This is a genomic window from Sagittula sp., assembly GCF_052825245.1.
In genome coordinates, this window is sequence record NZ_JBRBWD010000046.1 from 68,280 (window position 1) to 95,230 (window position 26,951).

A 26,951-nucleotide genomic window follows, 5' to 3' on the forward strand; every position below is an offset into this window, starting at 1 on the left:
GGCGTTAAAGCGGGCAGTCCTTGCGGAAGTTTGGCGCGCGCTTCTCGCGGTGCGACAACACACCTTCCTTGACGTCCTCGCTCATAAAACCAAGCATCTCCAGCGCGGTCGACGCATCAAAGATCGGCCCGGCCTGGCGCAGCCAGTTGTTCAGCGAATACTTGGTCCAGCGGATCGCGCTTTGCGAGCCGTTGGCCAGTTCGACAGCCGTGTCCAAAGCGATCTGCTGAAGCTCGTCATCCTCGACGCACATTGACACCAGACCGATGCGCTCGGCCTCTTCGCCCGACACCGGCTTGCAGGTCATCAGATAGTATTTCGCCTTGGCCATCGAGGTCAGCAGCGGCCAGATAATCGCCGCGACATCGCCAGCGGCAACGCCCAGACGCGGATGACCATCGACAATCTTTGCCCGTTTCCCGGCGATCGAGATGTCGGCCAGGATGGCAACCACAAGGCCCGCGCCTGCCGCAGGGCCATTGATCGCGGAAATGATCGGCTTGTTGCAGTTGATGATGTTGTAGACGAGATCCTTGGCTTCTTTCCACGTCTTCATGATCTCGTGCGAGTCGCCGATCATCTTCTCAATCAGGCTGAAATCGCCGCCCGCCGAAAACGCCTTGCCCGCGCCGGTCACGATGACCGCGTTGATGTCGGGGTCGCGGTCGATGTCGATCCACATGTCCGTCATCTGGGTGTGGGTTTCGGCATCCACCGAGTTGAAGCTCTCGGGCCGGTCGAACGTGATGCGCAGCACGCGATCCGCGGGATAGTCAAATTTCAGTTTGTCGTATTTTGCATAACGCTCCGACATGGGTCTTTTCCTCCGTAGGGTATGGGTTCAGCCCGGCAGTCCGAGAACGGCCTTGGACAGGATGTTTCGCTGGATTTCGTTCGATCCGCCGTAGATCGTGGTCGGCCTGGCCTTGTAGAAGCTCGCAAGGACATCGACACTTACGTTGCCGACCTGAAGCGGGCCGACGGTGGCGCCATCGGGTCCGGCGGCCTCGATCATCAATTCGGTGATGCGCTGAAAGCACTCGGTCACCCAGATCTTGAGCATCGAGACATCCGCGCCCAGCGTTTCGCCGCGCTTCAACTGGTCGGCAAAGCGGGCATAAAGCGCCGCGTGATCCTCGACATCAAGCGCGGCCTGGGCAAAACGGTCGCGGAACACCGGATCGTCAAAGGCGCCACGGCCCCGGGCAAAGCTCTCAAGCTGACCCAGGGCGTTCTGGGCCAGGCTGGGCGAGCCGATGAAGATGCGCTCAAAACTCAAGAGAGCCTTGGCCATGCTCCAGCCCTTGTTCAGCTCGCCCACGAGGTTTTCGCGCGGCGTGCGGGCATTGTCGAAGAAGACCTCGCAAAACTCGGTTTCCCCGGAAAGCGTGGTGATCGTGCGCACCTCGACACCGCTCTGATCCATCGGCGCCAGGACAAAGCTGATGCCCTGTTGTTTCCTGGGCGTGTCCGGGTCGGTGCGCACCAGCATGAAGATATGGGTGGCGTCATGCGCCATCGTGGTCCAGATCTTCTGCCCATTGATGACGAAGTCACCGCCGTCAATATCCGCGCGGGTGCGCAGATTGGCCAGATCGGACCCAGCGCCCGGCTCTGAGTAGCCCTGGCACCAGATGTCTTCGCAACTCAGGATGCGCGGCAGCCAATAGTCTTTCTGCTCCTGTGTGCCGAACTTGATGATCAGCGGGCCGACCATCTGCACACCCATATCGCGCCCGCGATTGACGCCCCAGCGTTGCTGTTCTTCGTAAAAGATCAAGAGTTTGGCGGCGTTCAGCCCCATGCCGCCATATTCCGCAGGCCAGGCCGGTGCGACCCAGCCTCTGGCGTGCAGCTTGCGGTGCCAGTGCTTGATCTCGGCAAATTTGGGACGGTGCGGCAGGTGGCGCAGCTCCTCGGGATACTCGGCCTCAAAAAAACCGCGCACTTCCTTGCGGAACTCCGCATCGCTCATTGCGTTCCAGTCGGTCATTGTGCGGCCCCCTCTTCTTCGCGCGCGTCGAACCAGGCCCGGCGGTGATAGGCGTCGTCGCCCAGCCAGGCCGACAGCACCAGCGCCCGGTTCAGATAAAGCCCGATATCGAATTCATCGGTGTAGCCGACCGCCCCGTGCAGCTGGATGGCGTCGCGGGTGACGTTCCTGGCGGCCGTGACCGCCCGTGCTTTGGCCCGGCTGGCCAGACGTGCGCGGATATTTGCGTCCGTTTCGCCGTCCATGCGCGTCAGAACTTCGCGCACCGCGGCCTGCGCGACCTCGCACATCACGTTCAGGTCGACGGCGCGGTGCTGGATGACCTGGAAGGATCCGATCGGCTTGTCGAACTGCTCACGCGTCTTGATGTAGTCGAGCGTAATCTCGAAGGCGCGCTGGCTCAGGCCGACAAGCTCGGCCGCGGCAAGCGCCGTGGCATCGGCCACAGCCTCGGACAGTGCTTCCTGAACCGCTGCACCGCTGGCCAGCTCCGCAGCCGGTGTTCCCGAAAAGGAAAGCTCGCCCAGAGAACTGCCATCGGCCTGCGCACGCCCGGTCGTAACAAGCCCGTCCGCGCCGACCTCGGCCAGCACCAGAACCGGGCCATCATCGCCTTCGGCCACGACAAGGAAACCCTGCGATCCGGCCGCGCCGACCACCCAGGCCTTGCCGCCGAACAACTTTCCATCCGCATACCGGCAGGTCGCATCGGCAGGCGCACCGCCCGGACCACGTTCCTGCCAGGCAACCGCCAGCGAAGCCTCGCCGCCGATGAGTTGTGGCACCTTCGGATGATCCGGGCAAAGGCGGCGCAGAAGACCGAGGCTCAGACCGATCGTCAACACGACCGGTTCCGGGGCAATCACGCGACCGACCTCTTCGGCGATGATGCCGGCAGCGGCCAGGCCCATGCCAAGCCCGCCCTGATCTTCGGGCACCGCCACCCCGAAAACGCCGGCCTCGGCGAGTTCCCGGACCATCTCCGCATCGAAACCGCCCCCGGCATCACGAAGTTTTCGGGCTCTGTCACTTCCGCCCGCCCGTTCAAACAACGTGCGCGCGCTCTCGCGCAACAGGCGAAGGTCTTCTTGTTCGCTGGAAAGGATATCAGTCTGTGTCATTTTGTTTTCGCTGGATCATCACGGGGGTGTCGGTCGAAAAAACGACCTCGCCCGCAGGGTTTTTGGCGCTGAGCGTATAGTGCAAAACACCTCTGTCGGGCTTGCTTTTTGACGGCGTGACCGCGTTGACCGTCAGTTCGACATCAAGGGGTTCGTTCGGGCGCACCGGCCGCAGCCAGCGCAGATTGTCAAAGCCCATGCCACCGATATTGGCGACATCGACCATCATTTCAGACATGACCGGCCTAAACACTTCCAGCATCGTCTGAAAGCCCGAGGCGATCAGGCTGCCATGTATGGCGGTTGCATAGTTTTCGTCGGTGTGCAGCCGCTGCGGATCCCATTCCTCGGCAAACGCCTTTATCGAACCCGCGCTCATCGGAGCGCTGCGAAAGCGATAGACCTGGCCCGGCGAGAAGTCTTCCAGATACCTCAAGAGGCACCCTCCTTTGCGAAACCGTCATCGTATCCGCTCGCATCCTTGGATATCCGGATGCGGTTGAATTCTTCCAGCTTCGGATAGGTTTCCTTGAACGCCACCAGGAACTCACCCATCGGCGCGTCGAAATAGAGACCACGGTCGTTCACATATTCCATGTGTCGGTGATTCTGTTCGTCGAACTCATGAAAGAGCGCGTCGTGATAGCCGTCGAAGACCAGGGGTTTGACCCCGAATCTTTCACACAGTTCCATGTTGAATGCAGGTGTCACCTTGTAGGCCTCATTCCCCAACCACAGTTGAACGTAGCCGTGGTAGATAAAGAGATCGGTCCCCATCAACTCCTGCAACTTGGGTGTATTCAGGTGGTTGCGCACATCCGCGAACCCCAGTGCGGCTGGGATACCCACAGCACGCAGACAAGCCGCCAGCAGAATTGCCTTGGGAACGCAAAACGCCGCTTCCGCCCCAGCGATACGGCTGGCACGGTAAGAGTCCTCATCCAGCGCGAAACAATAGGGATCATAGCGAATATCGTCGCGCACCGCTTCGAACAGGCGGACCGCCTTGTCTCGATTGGTTGCGTCCAAAGGAAGATCACGCAAAGCCGATGTCACGAAACCCTGCACTTCCAAGCTATCGCTTTCCACAAAGCGCGATGGCATGACATAACGCTCAGCATCAGTCGGCAGGTCATCGTCAGACTTGTCCATTGGCCCCTCCCCTTTTCTAACAAGTGTTAGATTACCGATTCAAAACCTGCCCGTCAACGGGATTTACTCTGTCATCGGTTGGTCCACGCCATAACGCGCATTGTCTTTGCCCAAGGTGGCTGCAACTCCGACCGAATTTCCCGAAGAACGGAACTCCGGCGCAATTGGCAGCGGCAAAGCGGGCGTGTTCCGGTCAGAGATTTTTACGGTCCGCCCGAACACGTCACGCGCTTTGAAATGCGGGTCGCGCGCCGCCTCGGCGGGCGTTTTCACGACCGAACAGCAGCAATCGGCCGCAGCCAGCAGAGGCTCCCAATGGGTCGAGGGGTGTTTCCTCAGACGACGCGCAACCTCCGCGGCACTGGCATCGGGATCGGACCAGTCATCGCGAAGTGCCACCGGCAAACCAATGACATCGCAGAACGACTGCCAGAACTTTTCTTCCAACGCGCCGACGGCGATCTGACGCCCGTCCGCAGCCGTATAAAGCCTATACCGGGCCAGGCCACCCGTCAGGCGGCTGCTACCGTTTTTAATGTTCTGCCCGGCAATCACACCTTCGGCATGGGCCCAATAGGCAAAGGCGAACGCCCCCTCGGACATTGCGATATCCAGATGCGTCCCCTGCCCGCTTGCCTGCCGCGCAATCAGGGCCAGCAGGATATTCATCACTGCAGGATAGGTTCCGCCTCCGATATCGGCGACCAGTCCGAACGGTGCCGTTGGCTGGTCATCCGGTCCGCGACTGAGCGACAGGATACCCGCATCACCGACGTAGTTGAGATCGTGGCCGGCTGCGCTGGCCTTTGGTCCGGTCTGGCCATAGCCGGTGATCGAACAATAGATGAGACCGGGATTGATCTCGCGCAGAGCATCATAACCAAGCCCGAGCCGGTCCATCACGCCGGGACGGAACTGCTCTACCAGAACATCGGCCTTCTCGATCAAGGGGCGCAGCCATTCCACTGCACCCCTCGACTTGAGGTCGATGGCAACCGATCGCTTGCCGTGGTTCAACACGGCAAATCCGATGCTCTCTCCGTCGATCTTGGGCTCCGTGTGGCGCGCGTCCTCGCCGACTCCGGGCCGTTCGAACTTGATTACTTCGGCCCCGACCTCGGACAGCATGAGCGTCGCCATCGGACCGGGAAGAAGTGTGCTGAAATCCAGCACCAGGATATCCTTGAGCGGTTGAGCCATCTTCACTGCCTCAGGCAAAGCGCGCCGCGCCGTTGTTCAGAACAACCACGTCGCGTGCAGGAATAGACGCTCGAAACCGGGCCTCGCCGTCCTCTTCCCAGATTTCGAACCGCACGGTTTCGCCGGGATAGACCGGAGCCGAGAACCGAACATCCAGACCGACAAGCCGGGCAGAATCATAGTCCAGCAACGTCTTGAGAATCGCCCGGGCGGCCAGACCATAGGTCGCCAAACCGTGCAGGATCGGGCGGTCGAACCCGACCGACCGCGCGACATCGGGGTCGGCATGCAGCGGGTTCATGTCGCCGCTGAGCCGGTAGATCAGCGCCTGGCGCGGAAGCGTCTCGATATCACATATGTGATCGGGCACCCGGTCCGGCAGCACCGCCGGCGTCGGGCCGGGCCTGTTCTCGCCGCCGAATCCGCCGTCGCCCCGGGCGAAGGCCGACATCGCGACGCGTGCCAGCTTGTCGCCGCTGTCCGCGTCGATGATCTCGCGGCTTTGATAGATCACAGCGCCCTTGCCCTCGCCCTTGTCCGAGATGAAGTCGATCTGGCTGCGGCCGACAATCCGGCCATGTGTCGGCAGCGGCTTGTAGATGTCGAGCCACTGTTCTCCGTGCAGCACTTTTTGCCAGTTTACGCCGGTCTTGGGATCGCGCAGCCAGAAGCCGGGATACCCCAAAATGACCGCCATCGAGGGAACCGCCTTCAGACCGTCCTCATAGACAAAGGCCAGTTCTTTCTTGTCTGTCGGATCTTCGCCGAACCCCAGCCCGAGTGCGTAAAGGATGGTATCCCGCTCGGTCAGAGTCTGCTTGATCTCTTCGAAATCCCAATTCGAAAGTGCTTCGAAATCCAGTGGCATGATCTTTCCTCCCTTAGTTGCCGTCAGAGCGTGTTTTGCGATCCAAGTATGGCCGTGACCTGACTGGACAGCACACCGCCGTTGCCATGCGCCAGCGCCAGATCAATATCCTTCAACTGAATGCCCGGCGCGTCGCCACGGATCTGACGAGCAGCCTCGATCACTGTGAAGATACCGTACATCCCGGGGTGCACACAGGACAGGCCTCCGCCATTCGTGTTCACCGGCAAGGCCCCGCCAGGCGCGATGCGCCCGCCCTGGACAAAGGCCCCGCCATCGCCCTTGGCGCAGAACCCCAGATCTTCAAGAAACAGGATGGTATTGATGGTGAAGGCATCATAGAGCTCGACCGCCTGGATATCCGCAGGGGTCACGCCGGCCGTCGCAAAGGCGCGCGCGCCCGAGTCGCGGGCTGCGGTCACGGTGAAATCCTTCATCTGCGAAATCTGCCGGTGCGAGCTCTCCGCCGCACTGCCCAGCACATAGACAGGCGCCTTCGGGAAATCCCGGGCGCGGTCCGCGCGGACCATTACGATCGCGCCGCCACCGTCGGTGACAAGACAACAGTCGCGCACGGTCAATGGATCGCCCACCATGCGCGCACCCAGCACGTCCTCGCGGGTCAGCGGGCCGCGCTCGAACGCTTCGGGGTTGCGCTGCGCCCAGGCCCGCGCGGCGACGGCCACGTCGGCCAGCTGTTCGCGGGTGGTGCCATATTCATGCATGTGCCGCGCCGCCGCCATCGCATAGGCCGAGATCGGATAGCGCGGATTATACGGCGCCTCGTAGGCCGGCGGACGTGAAGCGGTCACCAGTCTGCCCGACGCGGTGCGCTGGTTGGAGCCATAAACAATCAGCGCGACATCACACAGACCGGCGTCCAGCGCCATGGTCGCGGACGTCAGGTAGTTTACGAAGGACGAACCGCCCGACATCGTGCCATCAATGAAACGGGGCTGGATGCCCAGATACTCCGCCGCCATAAGCGCCGGCATGCTGTCTTCCATCATGGTGCAAAACAGCCCGTCGACGTCGGACAGTTTCAGCCCGGCATCGCCAAGCGCCGCAAGCGCAGATTGCGCCATGACATCATAGGCCGTCAGGCCATGGGCTTCTCCGAAACCGGCATGACCAGTTCCCACGATGGCGGATTTCCCCCGAAGTTCAATGGTCATGGCTTATCTCTCCGACGGCTTGAAAAGCACGGCCGGAGCGCCCTCGGCCTCGCCCACGAAAGCGGTTACAGGCATGTCGATAGCGACCTCACCCGGGGCGATGCCCTCGACCCGGCTCATCATCCGGACACCCTCGTCCAGCTCGACGACACATACGTTGTAGTCACCGCCCCGTTCGGGTTTTCGGCGCACGACCGTTGTGGTGTGGACCCGTCCCTTGCCCCTCGCCTTCATCCAAGAAATCGCGCTGCCATGACAATGGGGACACAAGACTCTCGGGAAAAAGTGATAGGCCCCGCAGTCGTCGCACTTTGGCAGCAGGATCTCTCCCTCTGCCAGCGCGCGTTGGAAAAATTGGTCTGGTCCTATGGCGTCCTGCACCAGCGTTCTCCTTCAAGCGATCCAGTCTTCGTCCAACCGTATTGATTATGTTTCTAACAATTGTTAGATTTAGTCAACCTTTCAGGATCAATTGAGAGAAACTCATGCCAGGTTCAGATTTAGCCCCCCTTTCCGGCAAACTCGTCGTTGCGCTGGAACAGGCAGTCGCCGCGCCTTTTTGCTCCTCGCGGCTGGCCGATGCCGGCGCGCGTGTGATCAAGATCGAACGCAAGGGAGCCGGCGATTTCGCCCGCGCCTACGATACCGCCGCCAACGGTGAAAGCGCCTATTTCACATGGCTGAACCGAGGCAAAGAATCGGTCGCCTTGGACATTAAAGCCGACGAAGACCGTGAAATCCTGCTCAGGATGCTGGAAAACGCGGATGTGTTTATTCAGAACCTGCTGCCCGGCGCGCTGGCCAAGCTCGGGCTCGATTCCGCAAGTCTGCGAGAGAGGTTTCCGCGTCTGGTGACCTGCGACATCACCGGCTACGGAGAGGACGGCCCGATGCGCAACGCCAAGGCCTATGATCTTCTGGTGCAATGCGAAAGCGGCCTGGCATCGGTGACCGGCACGCCGGATGGACCGGGGCGGGTCGGCGTGTCGGTCTGCGATATCGCCACCGGCATGACAGCCCATGCCGGGATCTGCGAAGCGCTGGTCGGGCGTGATCGAACCGGCAAGGGCAGCGGCCTCTCGGTGGCCATGTTCGACGTCATGGCGGACTGGATGGCGGTTCCGCTTCTTTTTCACGACTATGCCAATCAGCCCACGCCCAGAACCGGGCTTGGTCACTCTGTCATATGCCCCTACGGCGCATTCCACTGCCGAGGCGGTGAACAGGTCGTCATCTCGGTCCAGAACAGCCGCGAATGGAACCGGTTCTGCGTACAGATTCTCGGCGACCCGGCCTTGGCCGATGATCCGCGATTCCATGATAATTCAGCCAGGATCGCGCACAAATCGGAACTCGAAGAGCTTATCAAGACCGTGTTCGGCGCGCACGAACGTGCCGAATTGTTGAAGCTGCTCGATGGCGCGGGCATTGCATCGGCGGCGGTGAACGACGTTGCCGCGCTGTCGGATCACCCGCAACTTGATCGGGCGACCATCGGCACGCCCTCGGGACCTGTCAGCATCGCAATGCCCCCGATACGACGCGGCAGCACCGAAGCCGCGATCGGACCGTCCCCCGCATTGGACGCCGATGGAGCGGCCATTCGCGCGGAATTCGGTTCTCGTTCCTAGAACAGGAAATCAACCCATGACCAATGCAAAGAACACCGCAATCCTGCAAAGCGTCAGGATCATCGACCTGACGTCGATCATCTTCGGTCCTCTGGCCACGCAGATGCTGGGAGATCTGGGAGCGGATGTGATCAAGGTGGAAGCGCCCGAGGGCGATCTTCTGCGCCAGGTTCAGCCATCGCGGCACAGGTTGATGGGCGCTGCGTTTCTAGGGGCCAACCGCAACAAGCGCAGCGTCGTACTCGACCTGAAAACGCAAGCCGATCGCGACCGTCTGCGCAAGTTGCTGGTCGATGCCGATGTGATGATTTCAAGCATCCGGCCCGCGGCGCTTGCCAGATTGTCTTTGGATCCGGAAACCTTACGGAACGAGAACCCGAGCCTGATCACGGTTTCTGCAACCGGATACGGGCAGGACGGGCCTTACGCTTCGAAACCGGCCTTTGATGACATCGTCCAGGCGGTTTCGGGTTTGGCCAGCCTGCCCACCCTTCGCGATCCAGAGGCAAAACCCGATTATTCCCCGACCATTCTTGCCGACAAGCTTGGCGGTGTTACCACGGCTTATGCCGTCATGGCAGCCCTGTTTCATCGGGAACGCACGGGCCAGGCACAGCATGTCGAGGTGCCGATGTTCGAAACGCTGACGGCGTTTCTGCTGGCCGAACACATGGACGGCGCGACATTCGACGAGGTGCCGAGGAATTTCGGATATGCCCGCATGTTGGTGCCGCACCGCCGCCCGCTCCAGACGGCGGACGGGTTCATCACGATCCTGCCCTATACCAACGCCCAATGGGCGCGGTTTTTCAAGACGGTCGGGCGCGACGACATGATCAACCACGTCTGGGTCACCGACATGGACACCCGCAGCCGTAACATCGGCGCCCTTTACGACATGGTTGCTCGGATTGCGCTGACGCGGACAACCGCCGACTGGCTGGCCCTGATGGAGCAGGCCGACATTCCCGCCATGCCGGTGAACACCCTGTCGGATCTGCCGAACGATCCGCACCTTTCCGTAACCGGTTTCTTTCAGAAGGTCGAACACCCCACCGAAGGTACGATCTGGATGACACGCCCGCCCATTCGATTCTCGGCGACACCGGCGCGGCATGACCTGCGCCCCGCCCCCGGACTGGGCGAACACAACGACGAGATCATCGGTCCGGGGGGCGACTAGTCTCCGACCCGGCACCCGACGGATCAAACATCCAGCGAACGTGCGATCAGTTCCTTCATGATCTCGTTGGTGCCGCCATAGATCATCTGGACCCGGCTGTCGGCATAAAGACGCGCGATGGGGTATTCCATCATGAAACCGTAACCGCCGTGCAGTTGCAGGCATTCATGCATGACCTCGTTCTGCGTCTGGCTGCCCCACCACTTCGCCATCGAAGCCGTGGCCGCATCAAGTTCGCCCGCTTCAAGACGCGCGAGCCCGTCATTTACGAAGGAACGTAGCAATTCGGCCTTGGTTTTGCATTCCGCCAGTTTGAAGCGTGTATTCTGGAAGTCCATGATCCGGCTTCCAAATGCCTTGCGGTCCTGAACATATTTCACCGTTTCATCGATCGCAAAATCAATAAAACCGAGGGCGGTAATGCCGATCATCAGCCGCTCCCAAGGCAGCTGCTTCATCAGCTGGTAGAACCCCTGCCCCTCTTCCGGACCAAGCAGGTTCGCCGTAGGCACGCGCACATCCTCGAAGAACAGCTCAGCAGTATCCGAACCTTTCATACCCAGTTTCTTCAGGTTCCGTCCCCGGCGAAAGCCCTCGGCGCCCTCGGTTTCCAGAACGATCAACGAAACGCCCTTAGCGCCGGCGTTGCGGTCGGTCTTTGCCACGATAACAACGAGATCCGCCGTGTGCCCGTTTGTGATAAAGATCTTCGAACCGTTGATCTTGTAGTGGTTGCCATCCTTTTCCGCATAGGTTTGTACGTTCTGGAGGTCAGAGCCCGTTCCAGGCTCGGTCATGGCAATCGCCGCAACGCTGTCGCCGATGACCAGTTTCGGCAACCACTTTTTCTTCTGTTCCTCACTGCCATATGCGTTGAGATAATGGATTACGATGGACTGGATCCCATAGCCCCAACCCGTATCACCGGTGCGCCCCTGCTCGTAGACGGTAATCGCGTCGAACCCGATGCCGCCACCGAACCCACCATATTCTTCGGCAATCGAGCCACCCATGACACCCTGCTGACCGACTGTTTTCCAGAAGTCGCGGTCAACAATTCCCTGCTCCGCCCATTTTTCAATCTTCGGAGCCATCTCTGCATCGAAAAGCCTGCGTGTACTATCGGCGAACATCTTGTGTTCATCCACTGCCCAACTCGGGGAGTTCTTGATCAGAGACATGTTTTATTCCTATCGAGTCATGCTTGCATTGAAAAAATCTAACAAGTGTTTTTTTCTCACAATGAACCCGAGCCGTTCTGACGGGGCGTCACACGGCTTCGGACCGTGCGCATCCGGATTTATCCAATCAACGCGCCGCCCATTCGGCTCGTATAAAAAGGCCCGACAAAACAGGCGGGCCTTTTTATACTTTTTTGCAATGGCTTACAGCTTGTCGGTCAGTTCGGGCACGGCCTCGAACAGGTCGGCGACCAGACCGTAATCGGCAACCTGGAAGATCGGGGCCTCTTCGTCCTTGTTGATCGCGACGATGATCTTGCTGTCCTTCATGCCCGCAAGGTGCTGAATCGCACCCGAGATGCCGACGGCGATATACAGGTCAGGCGCGACCACCTTGCCGGTCTGGCCGACCTGCCAGTCGTTCGGTGCAAAGCCCGAGTCGACGGCGGCGCGGGATGCGCCAACGGCGGCGCCCAGCTTGTCGGCCAGTTTCTCGATCAGCGCAAAATCGTCTTCCGAGCCGACGCCACGGCCGCCCGAAACCACGATACCGGCCGAGGTCAGTTCGGGACGGTCGCTTTCGGCGACCTTGTCTTCGACCCATTCCGACAGGCCCGAAACGGATGCGCCGCCCACGGTTTCCACGGCGGCCGAGCCACCGGTGCCGGCCGCGTCGAAGCTGGCGGTGCGGAAGGACACGACCTTTTTTGCGTCGCCCGATTTCACCGTCTGGATCGCGTTACCTGCATAGATCGGGCGCTCGAACGTGTCGGCATCGACCACGCCGGAGACATCGGTCAGCATCATCACGTCCAGCAGCGCGGCCACGCGGGGCAGCACGTTCTTGGCGTCGGTGGTGGCGGGTGCCACGATGTGATCGTAGTCGCCTGCCAGCGACACGATCAGGTCGGCGGTCGATTCCGCCAGGCGATGACCCAGCGCGGGGTCTTCGGCGACCAGCACCTTGGCCGCGCCGTCGATTGTCGCGGCTTCTTTCGCGGCGTCGGCGGCAGACGCGCCGGCGCACAGAACCGTCACGTCGCCCAGGGCCTTGGACGCGGTGACCGCCTTTGCGGTCGCGTCCATCGATAGTTCACCATTGTTGACTTCGGCAAGAAGAAGAACAGCCATCACACCGCCCCCTTTTCCTTGAGTTTCGCAACCAGCTCGTCGACCGAGCCAACCATTTCACCGGCGGCGCGTTCGGCCGGCTCGGACGTCTTGACCACGGTCAGGCGCGGGGTGACGTCGACGCCATAGTCGGCGGCCGTCTTTTCATCCAGCGGCTTTTTCTTGGCCTTCATGATGTTGGGCAGCGACGCATAGCGCGGTTCGTTCAGGCGCAGGTCGACGGAAACGACGGTCGGCATCTTGACCTTGATGGTCTGCAGGCCGCCATCGACCTCGCGGGTGACGACGGCGCTGTCGCCATCGATGCCCACTTCCGAGGCAAAGGTCGCCTGGCTCCAACCGAGGATCGCCGACAGCATCTGGCCGGTGGCATTCATGTCGTTGTCGATCGCCTGCTTGCCGCAGAGAACCAGACCGGGCTGTTCCTCTTCCACGACCTTGGCAAGGATCTTGGCCACTGCCAGCGGCTCGATATCCTGGTGCACGTCATCCGCTGCGACGACCAGGATGGCGCGGTCGGCGCCCATGGCCAGTGCGGTGCGCAGGGTTTCCTGCGCCTGTTTGACGCCGATGGATACCGCGACGACCTCTTCGGCCTTGCCGGCCTCTTTTAGGCGGATCGCCTCTTCGACGGCGATTTCGTCGAACGGGTTCATCGACATCTTAACGTTGGCGAGATCGACACCGCTGCCATCCGCCTTGACGCTGACCTTCACGTTGTAGTCGATCACCCGTTTCACAGGCACGAGTACCTTCATTGGCGTGGTCTCCTTGAGTTTTGCGATAAGGTTTCAACCGAGCTAACGGTCTTTGAATTCTGGAGTTCTTTTTTCCGAAAACGCTTTCATCGCTTCGGGAAAGTCATGCGCGCACAGCAAAACGCTTTGGGCATCGCGCTCGATATCCAGCGCCTCGAGATAGCTGCACTCGGCTGCGGCGCGCATCACACGCTTGGCGGTCTGAACGCCAAACATCGGGTGCGTTGCAATCTCGCGGGCAATTTCCAACGCCCGTACTTCGACCTGGTTGGCCGGCACACATTCTTCGACAACGCGCAGGTCCCTAGCGGTGCGCCCGTCGATTTCACGGCCCGTGAGCACAAGCATCCGGGCCACGCCCGCACCGGCGCGCTGCTGAAGCAGCCAGCTTGATCCCGTGTCGGGACAACCGCCGACGCGTGCAAATACTTCGCACAGCCGGGCATCTTCGGCGGCAACGACAATGTCCGCCGACAAGGCCAGGCTGAGGCCCGCGCCAAAAGCCACGCCGCATACCGCAGAAATCAGAGGTTTGCGAAACAGATAGGCCGCGCGTCCGCCATCGTGAACCAGGTCCACCATTTCCGACGTCGCCCGCGCGCCTTTGGCGATCTCGGACTGAAACCCGACAAGATCGCCGCCGCTGCTGAAATGATCGCCGCCGGTCATGACAACGGCACGGATCGTAGCGTCCCGTTCGGCTTCGCGCAGGAGCGCCACCAGTTCTTCGACGAACCCGATGCTGTAAGGGTTGCGTTTTGTCGGCTGAAGAAAACGCAGGATTCCGACAGGGCCTTCCCTGTCCAGGCGAATAAGCTCAGTCATTCAAGTCTCCATCAGGTCCCGGTCCAGACGGGTGCTCGCTTTTCAGCAAAGGCCTTTGGGCCTTCAATCGCGTCGTTGCTGGCGTAAACCACCTCGTGCAGGCGCTTGCCCTCTTTCAGGCCACCCGCACAGCCCAGGTCCATGGTCGCGCGAACGCCGCCTTTGGCCGCAATCACCGAAAGCGGGGCCGCGCTGGCAATGCGTTTGGCAAGGTCGAAGGCCCGTGCGCGGACAGCATCGGGAGTGTCTTCGATATAGTTGGTGAACCCGTATTCGTGCAGGCGCTCGATCGGCATCAAATCGCCGGTCAGAACAATTTCCATAAGGATGGGCTGCGGCAGCATGGACAATGCTGGCGATGCCCAAGGCGATCCACGACCGATCTTTACTTCGGTAATGCCGACCTTGGTTCCCTTGAGACCGACCCTCAGATCGCAATTCAGCGTCAGCATCATTCCGCCCGCCATCAGCGACCCCGTCATCGCCGCGATGATCGGTTTTTTGCAGGCGCGCATGGTCTCGTGAAACGGGTCGCGCATCTTGGTCAGAATATCGACGCCCTCGTCGCGTGCGATTTGTGTAGCTTCCTTCAGATCCAATCCGGCGCTGAAAACGCCGCAATCGGCCGACGTCAGAATGGCCACGCGAACGCTGTCGTCCGCCTCGATCTTCTCCCAGGCGTCGGTCAGCCCGTTCGTCGCCGCCACAGAAAGCGCGTTCTTGCGTTCTGGCCGGTTGATACAGACGGTCGCAATGCCATCTTCAATCTTCACGTTAATGGGACTCATGATACCTGCTTCGTTTCTCTGAACAACTTGGGTGCGTAAAGCTTCCCCGCGATATGTTTACCGCGGGGAAGCTGTGTCCTACTCGACTTTGAAAGTCGCGGAGCTGTGCTTGATGACATCCCACACAACGTCGAGATAGTCGGCGCTCCAGTCGGTCTGCGGAACCCAGGTTTCGCCATTCCACTGCTCGACCCGAGTCTTGCCACCACCACCATGATCTTTGTCGGTCACTGTAACCGGGGCCATGGTGCCGTTTCCATCGAAGTTCTCGATCGATTCATAGGCATTCTTCATGCTTTCCGGTGTGATCGGCCAACCGTTTTCGGCAATCGCGATACGCGCGGCTTCAAAACCGACCGAATAAATCGCCATACCCATGTTATAGTACACGTCTCGCACCAGATTCTCGGGTCCGCTGCCCTTGCCATTGGCATAGTAGGTTTCCAGCATCGTCTTGACGATCGGAACTTCCTGGCCACCGGCCACGTTGGTTCCGCGCAAAATGCCTTTTGCCTCTTGTGCGCCAATGTTGGCGATATCGACCTCGTTGAGCCAGTTGACCGACAGGTAACGGTCGATCGGGAACCGGTTGCGGCGCATTTCCTTCGAGGCAACCACATGCCCGCCAGCCAGAAGCCAGCTGATCACGTAATCTGGCTTATCACGGCGGATATTGCTCCAGGCACCGGCCTGATCCGAACCGGGAAGCGGCACGGGATAAAGCTCCAGTTCGAACCCTTCCTTCTCGGAAAGCGTTTTCAGGATCTCGATTGGTTCCTGACCGAAGGGATAATCCAGATAGATGAACCCGATCTTCGCCTTGCTCAGGTCACCGCCCATCTGGCCCTTGATGAAGGCAACGTTATTTGCCGCCTGCTGCCAGTACGTCGGACCGACCGGGAAAACCCATTCGAACACTTCCCCGTCAACTGCATCGCCACGGCCAACGAAGGACTGCATCAGAACGTTGCCGTCCTTCATGGCACGCGGCAGAACCGCGTTCGTGACCGGCGTGGACAGAAAATTGAATAGGAACACACCTTCGCGCTTGAGCTGCTCATAGCATTCCACACCGCGCTGCGGTTCGTTGCCGTGATCGCGAACGATGATTTCTACCGGATGCCCTTCGATACCGCCATTTTCGTTGGTGTACATCGCCAGATCCTGGGCGGCCTGAGCCACCTGCGGCGAAATGAAAGTGTAGGATTTGCTAAGGTCGAAGCAGAGTCCGAAGCGGATCGGCTCCTTGTCCTGCGCTGCGGCCACAGTCGCGCTTGCTGCCAGCGCAGTAGCAAGGACTACTGCCTTAATTTGCTGTGTGACTTTCATGTTTTCTCTCTCCCGTTGGTTTGGTTTGGGGCGGTGATACCGTTTCGTAAACGCCGCTGCCGCCCCGCGTAGCGTCGCCCTTCCTGCTACCAGTCTTTCACTGCTCGTATTGTGACGAACTTTCTTTCACCACGTCCCACACGACGTCCGTGTACTCAGAGATCCAGTCGGTTTGCGGCACCCAAGTCTCCCCGTCCCACATCTCGATCCGGGTCTTGCCACCGCCGCCATGATCTTCGGCCGTCACCGTAATGGGGGCCATCAGCCCGTTCGCGTCGAATCCCTCAAGCGACTCCAGTCCCGCTTTGTAGGACTTTGCGGTAATCGGAAGGCCTTCGAGTTCTGCCGCCTTGCGCGCGGCTTCGAACATGATTGAATACATGGCCAGACCGGTGTTGTAGAAAACGTCCTGGGTCTTCTCAATCGGGCCCGAACCCTCGCCCTTGTCGTAGAGCTCGGTCATGATCTCCTGATACAGCGCGACGTCCTGACCGCCCACAACATTGGTACCGCGCTTGATACCCTTGGCGGCCTCGTCGCCAATATTGGCGATATCGACTTCGTTCAGCCAGTTGACGGAAATGTATTTGTCCATCGGGATGCGATTGCGCTGCATTTCCTTCGACGCAACCACATGCGCACCGCCAAGCATCCAGACAATCACATGATCTGGGTTGTCCCGGCGCACCTTGGACCACACACCGGCCTGGTCACTGCCAGGCAGTGGCACAGGGTAAAGCTCAAGCTTGAAACCCTCTTTTTCGGACAAGGTTTTGAGAATCTCGATCGGCTCCTGTCCGAAAGGATAATCGAAATACACAAACCCCACCTTCACGTCCGACAAGTCGCCATCATGCAATTGCTTTATGTAGGCAACATCATTGGCCGCCTGTCCCCAATAGGTCGGTCCGATCGGATAGACCCATTCGAAAACGGTGCCGTCGACGGCATCGCCTCGGCCGACAAGCGACTGCATCAGGATACGCCCGTCTTCCATGGCCCGCGGCAGGATAGCCAGAGAGACCGGAGTGGACAGGGTATCGAAAACAAAGACGCCCTCGCGGCTGAGTTTCGAGTAGCACTCGATTCCGCGCTGCGGTTCGTTCCCGTGGTCACGCACGATGACTTCGACCGGTTCCCCACCGATGCCGCCCTTCATGTTGATGAGCTTGGCAAGGTCCATCGCGGCCTGCGAAACCTGCGGCGTGGCAAAGGTATAGGCCTTGCTGAGATCGTAGCAGATGCCGATCTTGAATGGCTCGGCCAGCGCCTGGGTGCCGAACAGCGCCCCGCCAACCATTGAAAATACTGCCAGCGCTTTGGTAAGTCTCTTCATTTTTTCCTCCCTGAACAGTTTTCGAATAGTACGTTAGCTCAGCCAACGTTTGCGTCGGCTGTAGTGCTTGACGTTGTGAAAATCGGTCTCTCCGCCGCCTAGATAGAACTCCTGAATGTCGGAGTTGGATTTGAGCGCCTCGGCCGTGCCGTGCATAACGACGCGGCCGTTTTCGATAAGATACCCTTGCGAAACGATCTCCAGAGCTGCCAGGGCGTTCTGTTCCACCAGCAGGACGGACAGGCCCTCATCCTTATTGATCTTTTGCAGGATGCCGAAGATTTCCTCGACCAGGAACGGAGCAAGCCCGAGGCTTGGTTCATCAAGCATCAAAAGCTTCGGCTGGGTCACGAGGGCCCGCCCAATGGCAAGCATCTGTTGCTCACCACCCGACAAATAGCCTGCTTGGGAATTTTTGCGTTCGGCAAGCCGTGGAAAATAGGCGTAAATCTTGTCCTTTTCCGCATTCAGCGTCGATCGGGACATTCCGCGCGGCGCGGCGGCGGTCAGGTTCTCGTCGGGGGTCAGATGTTCAAAGACCCGCCGCCCTTCGATGACATGACAGATGCCCATCTCGACGCGTTTTTGCGCGGGCGCTTCGGTAATGTCCGTTCCCTGGAACGTTATCTCACCTCGGCTGATGCGTCCGCGCTCGGCCTTCAAAAGACCGCTGATCGCTTTCAACGTGGTACTTTTTCCAGCTCCGTTCGATCCCAAGAGTGCGATCATCTCGCCCTTTGGGACTTGGACCGAAACACCTTTGATCGCCAGTATTACATTGTCGTACAGTACTTCGACGCTGTTCATGGATAGAATGTTCTGGGCTTCAACTTTTTCTTGCATCGGCATTCCCCTATTTCTTGAACTGATCGAAGGGCCAAACCATCAGATAGTCTCTGATGTTGCCGTAGAGTTTTCCCAAACCGAGTGGTTCGATCAGAAGGATAATGACGATCAGTGCGCCATAGACTGCGTTCGGGATGTGAGCGAGTGTTTCAACATCGATCTGCATGCCAAGCCCGTCACTCAGCGTGACGACGAGACCATTCACGATACCCGGAACAAGAAGGATCAGGGCAACACCGAAATAGGAACCGATAATGCTGCCAAGGCCGCCAACAATCACCATCGCAAGAACCTGGATCGAAACGGCAACCGAGAATTGCTCGGGTGCGGCGAGAAAGAAAAAGGTGGCAACAAGCAACGCACCGCTGACGCCTGCGATGAACGAAGAAGTCGCGAATGCGAGGATTTTGTAGTAGAAACTGTTCACACCCAGGATCGCGGCCGCAAAGTCTTTTTCCCGGACAGCGACCAAGGCGCGACCGAGTCCAGTACGCTTGAGATTAAGCATGAAGATCGTCACCAACACACACCAGCCGAAGGCGACATAGTAGAAGCCAGTATCAGTGGTAATCTCTTGCCCGAGCAGCGCCAATGTCGGTGACTGGAGCGACGCGTGTGAGCCCCCCGAGATCGCCGGAGAGTGGGTCAGAACCCAGTCCATCACGAATTGCATCGCAAGAGTGGTAAGGGCGAGATACAGTCCCTTGACCCGCAAAGCGGCAAAAGCAAACAGGCTGCCGATCACGGATGACGTCAACCCGCCGATGATCAGGGCGAATTCCCACGGCACCCCGAAACGCGCGGCATGGATCGCCGAATAGGCGCCGACAGCCATGACCGCGGCATAGCCCAGGTGAAGCTGCCCCGCCCAACCTGTCACCAGGTTCAGCCCCAAAGCGGCGGCCGTCCAGATCAGCCAGGGAAGCAAGTAGCTGTTCAGGTAAAGCGACGGAATGATGAACGGCGCGGCAAGACCGATCAGAAAGATGAATGCTGTCAGATTTCTGTCGGCAGGCACCTTGAAGATACGGCTGTCCGAAACGTAGTCGGCGTGATGGACGCCGGAAAGTCTGTAAAACATCCCTTACACCCTTTCGATGTCGTGACGACCGAATAGTCCGTGCGGACGGATCATGACCGTGAGAATGAGCACGGCAGCGACGATAAGCTCACGGCTTCCGCCTCCGACAAGCGGATCGAGGAAATCAGCGCCAATGTTTTCGACGACACCTAGGATGATGCCTGCGATTACGGCGCCAAGGATACTGTCGAGACCACCGAGAACGGCAACCGTCAGTCCTTTGAGAAGCAACAGCGACAGCGCCTGATCGACACCCTGAATCTCACCCCAGATGACGCCAGCGGCGACAGCAACAACGGATGCCAATGCCCAGGACAACCCAACGCCGCGCTCAACCGAGATACCTACCGACCACGAAGCCATGTAATCATCCGCGATCGCCCGCAACTTGATCCCGGTCCGGGTTCGGAAAAACAGCATGAATGCGACAAACAAGGCGAGCGCAACACCGGCACCAACCAGATGGATGCGGCTGATGAAGATGTCGCCCAAAAACAGTGGATCATAGCTGACGCCCAACTCCATCGAACGTGACGTCCCGCCCCAAATCGCAAGCGTTGTACCCCGCAGGAAAATGTCGAGGCCGAGTGTCAGCATCAAGATCATGACGACCGGCCGACCTGCGAGACGGCGCAGAGCAACACGCTCAATGCCGAACCCAAGGCCGAACATGACAACCGCAGCCAGAGGGATGGCCAGCCACAAGGGTAAACCCACATCGCGCGCCAGCGCCAAGACCACATAGGCCCCGACCATGGTCAACCCGCCCTGCGCCAGATTGGGCACCGAAGATGCCTTGTAAATCAGCACAAGGCCGATGGCGAATAGCGAATACAGCAGACCCGTCAAGGCTCCGTTGATCGCAAGCTCTGATAGAAAGACCCAGTCCATTTATACCTCCCTGATGGGAAGGCTTCTTTCGACCTTCCCTACTTCCCCGGTCTCGTAAGTCACCTGCGCGCTTACATGGACCTCTTTTGAACCGTCGTAGAGCGCCGCGATCACGTCGGCATAGCGTTCCTGAACGACCTTCCTCCGCAGTTTTCGTGTCCGTGTGATTTCACCATCGTCCGGGTCGAATTCTTTCGGCAGACTGACAAAGCGTTGCAGGCGCAATGGCTCGGTGACGGCCTTGTTGACCCGTTGGAACGCCTCGCGAAGCAACGTCGCGACCTCTTCACGCTGAGAAAGATCGGCATATGACACGTAAGGTACGCCGTTCACTTCGGCCCAGTGCCCCACGGCCTCGAAATCCACGCAGACCATCGCCGTCAGTTCCTTCAGCCCGGCGCCAATCACGGCCGCATCCTTGATATACGGGCTGAATTTCAACCGGTTCTCGATGTAGTTTGGAACGTAACGTTCACCGTCGGCGGTGTGCATGACCTCGGAGACACGGCCCAGAACAACCAGGTGTCCGTCGTCTTCCAGATAGCCGGCATCGCCGGTATGCAGCCACCCGCCCTCAAGCGCTTCGGCGGTCGCTTCGGGTTTGTTGAAATACCCTTCGAACACGCTGTCCGAGCGCACCAGGATCTCACCGTCTTCGGCAATGCTGACCTCGACGCCAGGCGCCGGTTTGCCAACCGTATGAAGACGGACCTCGCCCGGAGCCTGAATCGCGTTGATCGCGCTGTTCTCGGTCTGGCCGTAGAGCTGACGCAACTTGATCCCCAGGGCGCGGTAGAACACAAAGGTGTCTTCCCCGATCGCTTCACCGCCGGTGAACGCATTCTTTAGGCGGCTCATCCCGAACTGGTCCTTGATCGGTCCGAAAACCATCACCTCGCCCAGAAGCCGGCCCAATGGCTCAAGTACACCGCCGCTTTTGCCATTCAGCTTGTTCATTTCAGCTGCGATGGCCCGATCCATGAAGAAATGGTACAACCATTTCTTGACCGGGGTCGAATTCTCGATACCGACCTGGATCGTCGTCAGCATCTGGTCCCAGCTTCTTGGCGCCGCCAGATAGAATGTCGGAGCGATTTCGCGCATGTCGCGCACAACCGTTTCCTGACGTTCCGGCACGTTCACGGTGAACCGCCAAAGCAGGGCCGCCGCGACGGTAATGGCAAAATCGCCCACCCAGGCCATCGGCAGATAGGCCAGGATTTCCTCGTTTTCGTCGAATGCGCCCGCTGCATGCCCGTTCTTAGCGGCAGCAAGAACATTTTTCTGACTTAGAACGATACCTTTCGGCTCGCCCGTGGTCCCTGACGAATGCATGAAGATGGCCGGATCTTCGGGTTTTGCACGACCGTAAAGCTCTTCGCGCAGGCCGGGGGCTTCATTCAGATCGTGCTGACCGACTTCGATCAGGTGATCCCAGGACATCAGCCCTTCGACCTCATAGAAACCAAGGCCCCGCGCTTCGTCATAAATGATGTGGTCGATCCCCTCGGCGCCCGCGTCCTTCAGCTCCAGGATCTTGTCAACCTGTTCCTGATCTTCGGCGATGGCCGCGACGATTTCGACTTCGCCAAGAAAGTGCCGGAGTTCTTCGAGCGTCGCGCCGGGATAGGCAGGCATTGCATAGGCACCCAGCAACGAAATAGCCAGCATTCCGCCATACAGCCGCGCCCGGTTGTCGCCCAGGATAAGCACCGCCTTGCCCGGTGTTACGCCGATTTTCTCAAGCCCGGCCGCGCAGGCCAGCACCTCTTCGGCGTATTCCGCCCATGTGGTTTCCTTCCAGATCCCACGCTCTTTTTCGCGAAGCGCGATTTCCGAACCGTGTTTCGAGGCGTTCCGCGCCAGAATTGCGCCGATCGTGTCGCTGCCCGAAGACTGTTTCTTCGTCAAATCAGTCATGCGACCCTCCGATATATGCCTCGATGACCCGCGGGTCCTTCACAACCTCCTTGGGGATGCCACTGGCGATCATTTCACCATAATTCAGGGCCAGCATCCGATCACAAATGCCGGTGATGACATCCATATGATGTTCGATCAGCAGAACGCTGACGCCGCGTTCGGCACGGGCATCCAGAATGAAACGGGACATATACCCTTTCTCTTCCTGGTTCATGCCGGCCATCGGTTCATCGAGAATCAGCATCTGTGGCTCGGCCACCAATGCCCGCGCCAGCTCGACCCGCTTTTTCAACCCGATCGGAAGACCATCGACCAACTCATGCCGAATGCTCTCGAGCTGTAGAAACTCGATCACCTCCTCGACGATTTTACGGTTCTCGATTTCTTCACGCTGTGCTGCCAACCAATATAGCGCCGTACGCAAAACGCCTGGGCTCATGTGGATGTGCCGCCCGAGCAGGATGTTGTCCAGAACGCTCATCCCGTTGAACAGAGCAAGATTTTGGAACGTTCTTGCAACGCCGAGCTTGGCAACCTTGTGAGGCGCCGTACCCGTAATGTCGTTTCCTGCCAGCCGGACCCTGCCCTCGTTTGGCGGGTAAAATCCGGTAATTGCGTTTGTTAGCGTTGTCTTGCCGCTGCCATTCGGACCGACAAGTCCAAAGATTTCCCCTTGTCGAATAACGAGGTCAACACCGGTGACAGCGACGATGCCGCCGAACCGTCGCTCGATCCCGCTGCACTCCAGTATCGCCCCATCATCGGCTCCGATTGCTGTTTTAATCTTTGTCGTCATCTAGATCTCATTGTCCCCCTAAGGTTCACGGCCAACATCAGGTAATCCGGAAGTAGTCCGGCCGCCCCGTTGGCCATGGATCCCCCCACAATTGCTGCCCACCGTCGATGTTCAGAACTTCACCGGTTACGAATTTCCCTGAATTGGCCGCCATATAGACAACCCCTTCAGCGACATCCCATTCGTCCCCGGCGTGCCGCATCGGGTTGGAGTCCTGAAATGTCGCAGAACCCTCCGGAGGGTAGTTCCCGAAACCGTTGCTTTCGCAGCAACCCGGCGCCACGCAGTTCACTCGGATACCGTGCGGAGCCCACTCCACCGCAACCGACTTGGACAGGTAAACTACCCCTGCCCGGGCCGCACAGGTATGCGCGATGCCGGGCATGCCGCGCCAGATATCGGCCACGATGTTGACGATGGAGCCCGATTGCTTGTTGGCGACCCAGTGGCGCGCCGTGGATTGCATCATCCACCACGTGCCGTTCAGGTTGGTGTCTATGACCGCATTCCAGCCCTTTGGACTAAACTCCAACGCTGCTTGCGGAAACTGACCCCCAGCATTGTTCACCAATACGTCAATCGCCCCGAACTCCTGGTTCGTCTTGGCGACAAAATCCTCGACCTGCTCAGGCTCCCGGATGGTCATTGGCACAGCGAAGACTTTACCCCCGAAACTTTCGAGGAACTCCCTCGCCAAAGCCAGTTTCTCTTCGTTGCGTCCATTGATCGCCAGATTGGCCCCGAGCCTCGCGAACAGGGTCGCAATTGCCAGCCCCAATCCGCCTCCAGCGCCGGTCACCACAACGGTTTTGCCGCTGAATAAATCGCTCGCGTAAACGGTTGCACGTTTCGACAGGTCCTCCTTCGAAGACCCGAACTGCGTCTTATGCATGACGCCTCCTCCCATTCCCCTTAAGGGGCAGTTGTCACTAATCTAACGCGCGTTAGAAAATTGGTCAAGACACCTTTTCCCACCAGCCCCGCCCGTTATCTCAGATCAGTAAGACATTGGAAGTCCAAGGGCTTTTTCTGCTATGAACGACAAAAGCATCTGCGGTGTCACCGGTACGATGCGGAACAGCAGAGCTTCCCGTACCAGTCGCTCCACGTGATATTCCTTGGCGTATCCGAATCCGCCAAATGTAATTTGCGCGGCTTCGGTCGCCTCAACCGCGGCGTCGGCGGCCAAAAGCTTGGCAGCGTTCGCCTCGACGCCGCAGGGTTCTCCCGCATCGTAGAGGGCTGCAGCGTGCATCACCATGAGATTGGCAGATTCCACCCGCGCCCAGGCTTTGGCGAGTGGATGCTGAACACCCTGATTTTGGCCGATCGGGCGGTCAAAAATCACACGTTCGTTTGCATAATGCGCCGCTCGCGCCAGTGCGTTGCGCGCAATACCGATGCATTCACCGGCCACCAGGATGCGTTCGGGATTCAACCCGTGCAAAATTTGTCTAAAGCCTTTGCCCTCCTCCCCGATCAGGTCCTCAGCCGGAATCGGCAACCCATCGATGAAGACTTCGTTAGAATCGACAGCCTTTCGACCCATCTTTTCGATCTCTCGCACGTCAACGAAATTTCGGTCGAGATCTGTATAGAACAGGCTCAGCCCTTCGGTCGGGCTGCTCACATCCTCAAGCCGCGTTGTTCTGGCCAGAAGCAACATCTTGTCTGCCACCTGCGCGGTAGAAATCCAGACTTTTTGTCCGTGCACGACATATCTGTCCCCCCGCCACTTCGCAACGAGCTATGCTGGGAAATGGGTGACGGTGTTTGAGAAGGCGGCGTATCGTGGCGGGTGTCGAAGCCTGCCAGAACTTCCAGAAGGAACGATACGCCTATGACGAAGAATACCGACATCATCGCCCTGCGTCAGCCGGAATCTGTTGACGATCCGCTGACCGAGATTGCCCGGGATGGGGCGCGCCGGATGCTGGCCGCTGCACTTCGGGCAGAGGCTGACGCCTTCGTCGCTCAGCATGCCGAAGAGGTCCTGCCGGATGGCCGGCAGCGTATCGTCCGGCATGGGTATGGGCCGGAGCGAAGCATCCAGACCGGGATCGGCGCGCTTGATGTGCGCCGCCCGAAGGTGCGAGACCGCGCGGCCGGACCTGCTGACGAGAAGGTGCGGTTCAGCTCCGCCATCCTGCCGAAATGGGCGCGGCGGTCGCGCAGCCTCGATGCCCTGCTGCCAGTCCTCTACCTGCGCGGCATTTCCACCGGCGACTTCCGGGAGGCGCTCTCTGCGATCTTGGGGGCGGAGGCGCCAAACCTGTCGCCGGGCGTAATCTCGCGCCTGACCGGGGAATGGCAGCAGGAACATGACCGCTGGCAGCGCCGTGATCTTTCGGCGCGGCGGTATGTCTACATCTGGGCGGACGGCGTCTACCTCCAGGCCCGGATGGAGCCGCAGGCCGAGTGCATGCTGGTCATTCTGGGCGCCACGCCCGAAGGGAAGAAGGAACTGGTCGGCTTCCAGATCGGCGTTCGGGAAAGCGCGCAGAGTTGGCGCGAGTTGCCGGTCGACATCAAGGCCCGCGGCCTTGCCGTCCCGCCGGAGATCGCCGTGGGAGACGGGGCCATGGGGTTCTGGAAGGCGCTCGACGAGGTCTTCCCCGGCACGCGTCATCAGCGCTGTTGGGTCCACAAGATCGCCAACGTGCTGAACAAGTTCCCGAAATCGATGCAGCCGACGGTGAAGGCCGACCTGCGCGAGATATGGCAGGCCGAGACCCGCGCTAAGGCCAAGGCCGCCATGGACATCTTCGCCGAGAAATATGGGATCAAATACGAGAAGGCGGTAAACTGCCTGACAAAAGACCGCGACGCGCTGCTGGCGTTCTATGACTTCCCGGCCGACCATTGGGATCACCTGCGCACGGGCAACCCAATCGAAAGCGTCTTCGCCACCGTCCGGCACAGGACCGTCCGAACCAAGGGGGCGCTGTCGCAAACGACAGCGAAGCTGATGGTGTTCAAGCTCGTTCAGACCGCCGCCAAAACATGGCGCCGCCTGAAGGGCGCGAACCAGTTGCCTTTGGTCATCGAAGGCGTCACATTCACCGACGGTGTCGCCGAGAACGACACCGAAAACCGCGCCGCGTGATCAAGCCGCATCACCCAGATTTCAGCATAGCTCTGGATAAGCTGCAAGCAAGTCAAAGAGCGCGAACAGGCCATCTGCGTAGCGCTCGGCTTGACTCATGTCCCATTCCGCCGCGTCCTGGATCCAAATGTCCGCAAGATCGGCTTCCGCTGCAGGACGGATGGTCCATCTGCTATTTTCCGGCATGCTTCGCGTGCATCCGGGCCTTGAACGCGTTGCAGTCAAACGACTTTGCCGGGCCGCTGGCGATTCCGGCATCAACCGCTGCCTGGATTTCAGCGATTGCATCGTGCCGCATCCTGTCGCGCCGGATCAGGTCACGGACATAATCGCTCGAGTTGGCGTAGCGTCCCGACTTCGCCTGATCCTCGACCCAGGACTTCATCGGATCCGGCAGCGAGATGTTCATGGTGCCCATGGCTGTCTCCTTCGCGGCGAGGATATGGCAAGCTTTGCCATCAAGCAACCGTCTCCCCCTGCCCTGCTCGGCCAATCCGTCGTTTATTAGTGTTATCTAAAATTGCAAATGGCCCGTTTTCATGCCCCTGATAGGCTATGCGCGCGTATCCACAGAGGATCAGACCCCCCTGCCCCAGTCCGAGGCGCTGCAATCGGCGGGATGCGCCGAGATCTTTGA

At 59.4% G+C, this 26,951-nt stretch carries 26 protein-coding genes and 3 pseudogenes; 4 read left to right on the forward strand and 25 right to left on the reverse strand.

The window, feature by feature from the left end:
• Window positions 1-4 precede the first annotated feature (4 nt).
• From ACU0DV_RS20175 to ACU0DV_RS20220, 10 genes and pseudogenes are all read right to left on the reverse strand, one after another.
• Window positions 5-814 carry an enoyl-CoA hydratase/isomerase family protein gene (locus tag ACU0DV_RS20175; RefSeq protein ID WP_271109729.1) on the reverse strand — a complete coding sequence of 270 codons (810 nt, stop codon included), beginning with the start codon at window positions 812-814 and terminating at the stop codon, window positions 5-7.
• Between the two features lie 27 nt (window positions 815-841).
• Window positions 842-1,993, reverse strand: coding sequence for an acyl-CoA dehydrogenase family protein (locus ACU0DV_RS20180; protein WP_271109730.1), 1,152 nt, complete (start codon window positions 1,991-1,993; stop codon window positions 842-844).
• On the reverse strand, window positions 1,990-3,114 hold the full coding sequence (locus ACU0DV_RS20185) for an acyl-CoA dehydrogenase family protein (protein WP_271109731.1): 1,125 nt from the start codon (window positions 3,112-3,114) through the stop codon (window positions 1,990-1,992). Before ACU0DV_RS20185 ends, ACU0DV_RS20180 begins: the two co-directional genes overlap by 4 nt.
• Entirely contained in the window at window positions 3,101-3,550 is a 450-nt protein-coding gene (locus ACU0DV_RS20190; RefSeq protein ID WP_088652416.1) for a MaoC family dehydratase, read from the reverse strand. Before ACU0DV_RS20190 ends, ACU0DV_RS20185 begins: the two co-directional genes overlap by 14 nt.
• Window positions 3,547-4,266 (reverse strand): transglutaminase-like domain-containing protein, encoded by a 720-nt coding sequence (locus ACU0DV_RS20195; RefSeq protein ID WP_088652417.1) that lies wholly within the window; start codon window positions 4,264-4,266, stop codon window positions 3,547-3,549. Before ACU0DV_RS20195 ends, ACU0DV_RS20190 begins: the two co-directional genes overlap by 4 nt.
• Window positions 4,267-4,329: 63 nt before the next feature.
• Window positions 4,330-5,466 (reverse strand): CaiB/BaiF CoA transferase family protein, encoded by a 1,137-nt coding sequence (locus tag ACU0DV_RS20200; RefSeq protein WP_271109732.1) that lies wholly within the window; start codon window positions 5,464-5,466, stop codon window positions 4,330-4,332.
• Between the two features lie 10 nt (window positions 5,467-5,476).
• A complete protein-coding gene (locus ACU0DV_RS20205; protein WP_027264317.1) occupies window positions 5,477-6,334 on the reverse strand; it encodes a MaoC/PaaZ C-terminal domain-containing protein in 858 nt (285 codons plus the stop codon).
• Window positions 6,335-6,357: 23 nt separating this feature from the next.
• Window positions 6,358-7,509 (reverse strand): thiolase, encoded by a 1,152-nt coding sequence (locus tag ACU0DV_RS20210; RefSeq protein WP_271109733.1) that lies wholly within the window; start codon window positions 7,507-7,509, stop codon window positions 6,358-6,360.
• Window positions 7,510-7,512: 3 nt separating this feature from the next.
• Entirely contained in the window at window positions 7,513-7,743 is a 231-nt protein-coding gene (locus ACU0DV_RS20215) for a Zn-ribbon domain-containing OB-fold protein (RefSeq protein ID WP_432691777.1), read from the reverse strand.
• A gap of 21 nt (window positions 7,744-7,764) precedes the next feature.
• A pseudogene (locus ACU0DV_RS20220) lies at window positions 7,765-7,890 on the reverse strand (Zn-ribbon domain-containing OB-fold protein); the annotation flags it as partial.
• Window positions 7,891-7,994: 104 nt separating this feature from the next.
• Between ACU0DV_RS20220 and ACU0DV_RS20225 the strand changes: the two are divergent.
• Both ACU0DV_RS20225 and ACU0DV_RS20230 read left to right on the forward strand, forming a co-directional pair.
• Window positions 7,995-9,140 (forward strand): CaiB/BaiF CoA transferase family protein, encoded by a 1,146-nt coding sequence (locus ACU0DV_RS20225; protein ID WP_027264314.1) that lies wholly within the window; start codon window positions 7,995-7,997, stop codon window positions 9,138-9,140.
• A gap of 16 nt (window positions 9,141-9,156) precedes the next feature.
• Window positions 9,157-10,323 (forward strand): CaiB/BaiF CoA transferase family protein, encoded by a 1,167-nt coding sequence (locus tag ACU0DV_RS20230; protein WP_027264313.1) that lies wholly within the window; start codon window positions 9,157-9,159, stop codon window positions 10,321-10,323.
• Between the two features lie 23 nt (window positions 10,324-10,346).
• Here ACU0DV_RS20230 and ACU0DV_RS20235 read toward each other — a convergent pair whose 3' ends face one another.
• From ACU0DV_RS20235 to ACU0DV_RS20300, 14 genes and pseudogenes are all read right to left on the reverse strand, one after another.
• Entirely contained in the window at window positions 10,347-11,504 is a 1,158-nt protein-coding gene (locus ACU0DV_RS20235; protein ID WP_088652424.1) for an acyl-CoA dehydrogenase family protein, read from the reverse strand.
• Between the two features lie 204 nt (window positions 11,505-11,708).
• On the reverse strand, window positions 11,709-12,635 hold the full coding sequence (locus tag ACU0DV_RS20240; protein ID WP_088652425.1) for an electron transfer flavoprotein subunit alpha/FixB family protein: 927 nt from the start codon (window positions 12,633-12,635) through the stop codon (window positions 11,709-11,711).
• Window positions 12,635-13,393: an electron transfer flavoprotein subunit beta/FixA family protein gene (locus ACU0DV_RS20245; protein ID WP_258095911.1), complete on the reverse strand. Its 759-nt coding sequence runs from the start codon at window positions 13,391-13,393 to the stop codon at window positions 12,635-12,637. The genes ACU0DV_RS20240 and ACU0DV_RS20245 overlap by 1 nt, the downstream gene beginning before the upstream one ends.
• 42 nt (window positions 13,394-13,435) lie before the next feature.
• A complete protein-coding gene (locus ACU0DV_RS20250) occupies window positions 13,436-14,218 on the reverse strand; it encodes an enoyl-CoA hydratase/isomerase family protein (protein ID WP_028095212.1) in 783 nt (260 codons plus the stop codon).
• A gap of 11 nt (window positions 14,219-14,229) precedes the next feature.
• Window positions 14,230-15,006 carry an enoyl-CoA hydratase/isomerase family protein gene (locus ACU0DV_RS20255; protein WP_088652427.1) on the reverse strand — a complete coding sequence of 259 codons (777 nt, stop codon included), beginning with the start codon at window positions 15,004-15,006 and terminating at the stop codon, window positions 14,230-14,232.
• Between the two features lie 78 nt (window positions 15,007-15,084).
• Window positions 15,085-16,335, reverse strand: coding sequence for an ABC transporter substrate-binding protein (locus ACU0DV_RS20260; protein WP_271109734.1), 1,251 nt, complete (start codon window positions 16,333-16,335; stop codon window positions 15,085-15,087).
• A 97-nt stretch (window positions 16,336-16,432) separates the two neighbouring features.
• Entirely contained in the window at window positions 16,433-17,671 is a 1,239-nt protein-coding gene (locus ACU0DV_RS20265) for an ABC transporter substrate-binding protein (RefSeq protein WP_338054574.1), read from the reverse strand.
• Window positions 17,672-17,704: 33 nt separating this feature from the next.
• Window positions 17,705-18,514 (reverse strand): ABC transporter ATP-binding protein, encoded by an 810-nt coding sequence (locus ACU0DV_RS20270; RefSeq protein ID WP_100931425.1) that lies wholly within the window; start codon window positions 18,512-18,514, stop codon window positions 17,705-17,707.
• A 10-nt stretch (window positions 18,515-18,524) separates the two neighbouring features.
• Window positions 18,525-19,598, reverse strand: a complete 1,074-nt coding sequence (locus ACU0DV_RS20275; RefSeq protein ID WP_100931415.1) for a branched-chain amino acid ABC transporter permease — start codon at window positions 19,596-19,598, stop codon at window positions 18,525-18,527.
• 3 nt (window positions 19,599-19,601) lie between these two features.
• Entirely contained in the window at window positions 19,602-20,489 is an 888-nt protein-coding gene (locus ACU0DV_RS20280; RefSeq protein WP_100931416.1) for a branched-chain amino acid ABC transporter permease, read from the reverse strand.
• Entirely contained in the window at window positions 20,490-22,409 is a 1,920-nt protein-coding gene (locus ACU0DV_RS20285; protein WP_088652431.1) for an AMP-dependent synthetase/ligase, read from the reverse strand. It lies immediately after the preceding gene.
• On the reverse strand, window positions 22,402-23,208 hold the full coding sequence (locus tag ACU0DV_RS20290) for an ABC transporter ATP-binding protein (protein WP_258095910.1): 807 nt from the start codon (window positions 23,206-23,208) through the stop codon (window positions 22,402-22,404). The genes ACU0DV_RS20285 and ACU0DV_RS20290 overlap by 8 nt, the downstream gene beginning before the upstream one ends.
• Before the next feature lie 37 nt (window positions 23,209-23,245).
• Window positions 23,246-24,100, reverse strand: a complete 855-nt coding sequence (locus tag ACU0DV_RS20295; protein ID WP_027264300.1) for an SDR family oxidoreductase — start codon at window positions 24,098-24,100, stop codon at window positions 23,246-23,248.
• A gap of 105 nt (window positions 24,101-24,205) precedes the next feature.
• Window positions 24,206-24,940 (reverse strand): annotated as a pseudogene (locus ACU0DV_RS20300) (acyl-CoA dehydrogenase family protein); the annotation flags it as partial.
• Window positions 24,941-25,048: 108 nt separating this feature from the next.
• Between ACU0DV_RS20300 and ACU0DV_RS20305 the strand changes: the two are divergent.
• Window positions 25,049-26,314, forward strand: a complete 1,266-nt coding sequence (locus tag ACU0DV_RS20305) for an IS256 family transposase (RefSeq protein ID WP_027264277.1) — start codon at window positions 25,049-25,051, stop codon at window positions 26,312-26,314.
• 172 nt (window positions 26,315-26,486) lie between these two features.
• Here the strand turns inward: ACU0DV_RS20305 and ACU0DV_RS20310 are convergent, their stop codons facing one another.
• Window positions 26,487-26,732 carry a type II toxin-antitoxin system ParD family antitoxin gene (locus ACU0DV_RS20310; RefSeq protein ID WP_027264276.1) on the reverse strand — a complete coding sequence of 82 codons (246 nt, stop codon included), beginning with the start codon at window positions 26,730-26,732 and terminating at the stop codon, window positions 26,487-26,489.
• A gap of 121 nt (window positions 26,733-26,853) precedes the next feature.
• Here ACU0DV_RS20310 and ACU0DV_RS20315 point away from each other — a divergent pair.
• A pseudogene (locus ACU0DV_RS20315) lies at window positions 26,854-26,951 on the forward strand (recombinase family protein); the annotation flags it as partial.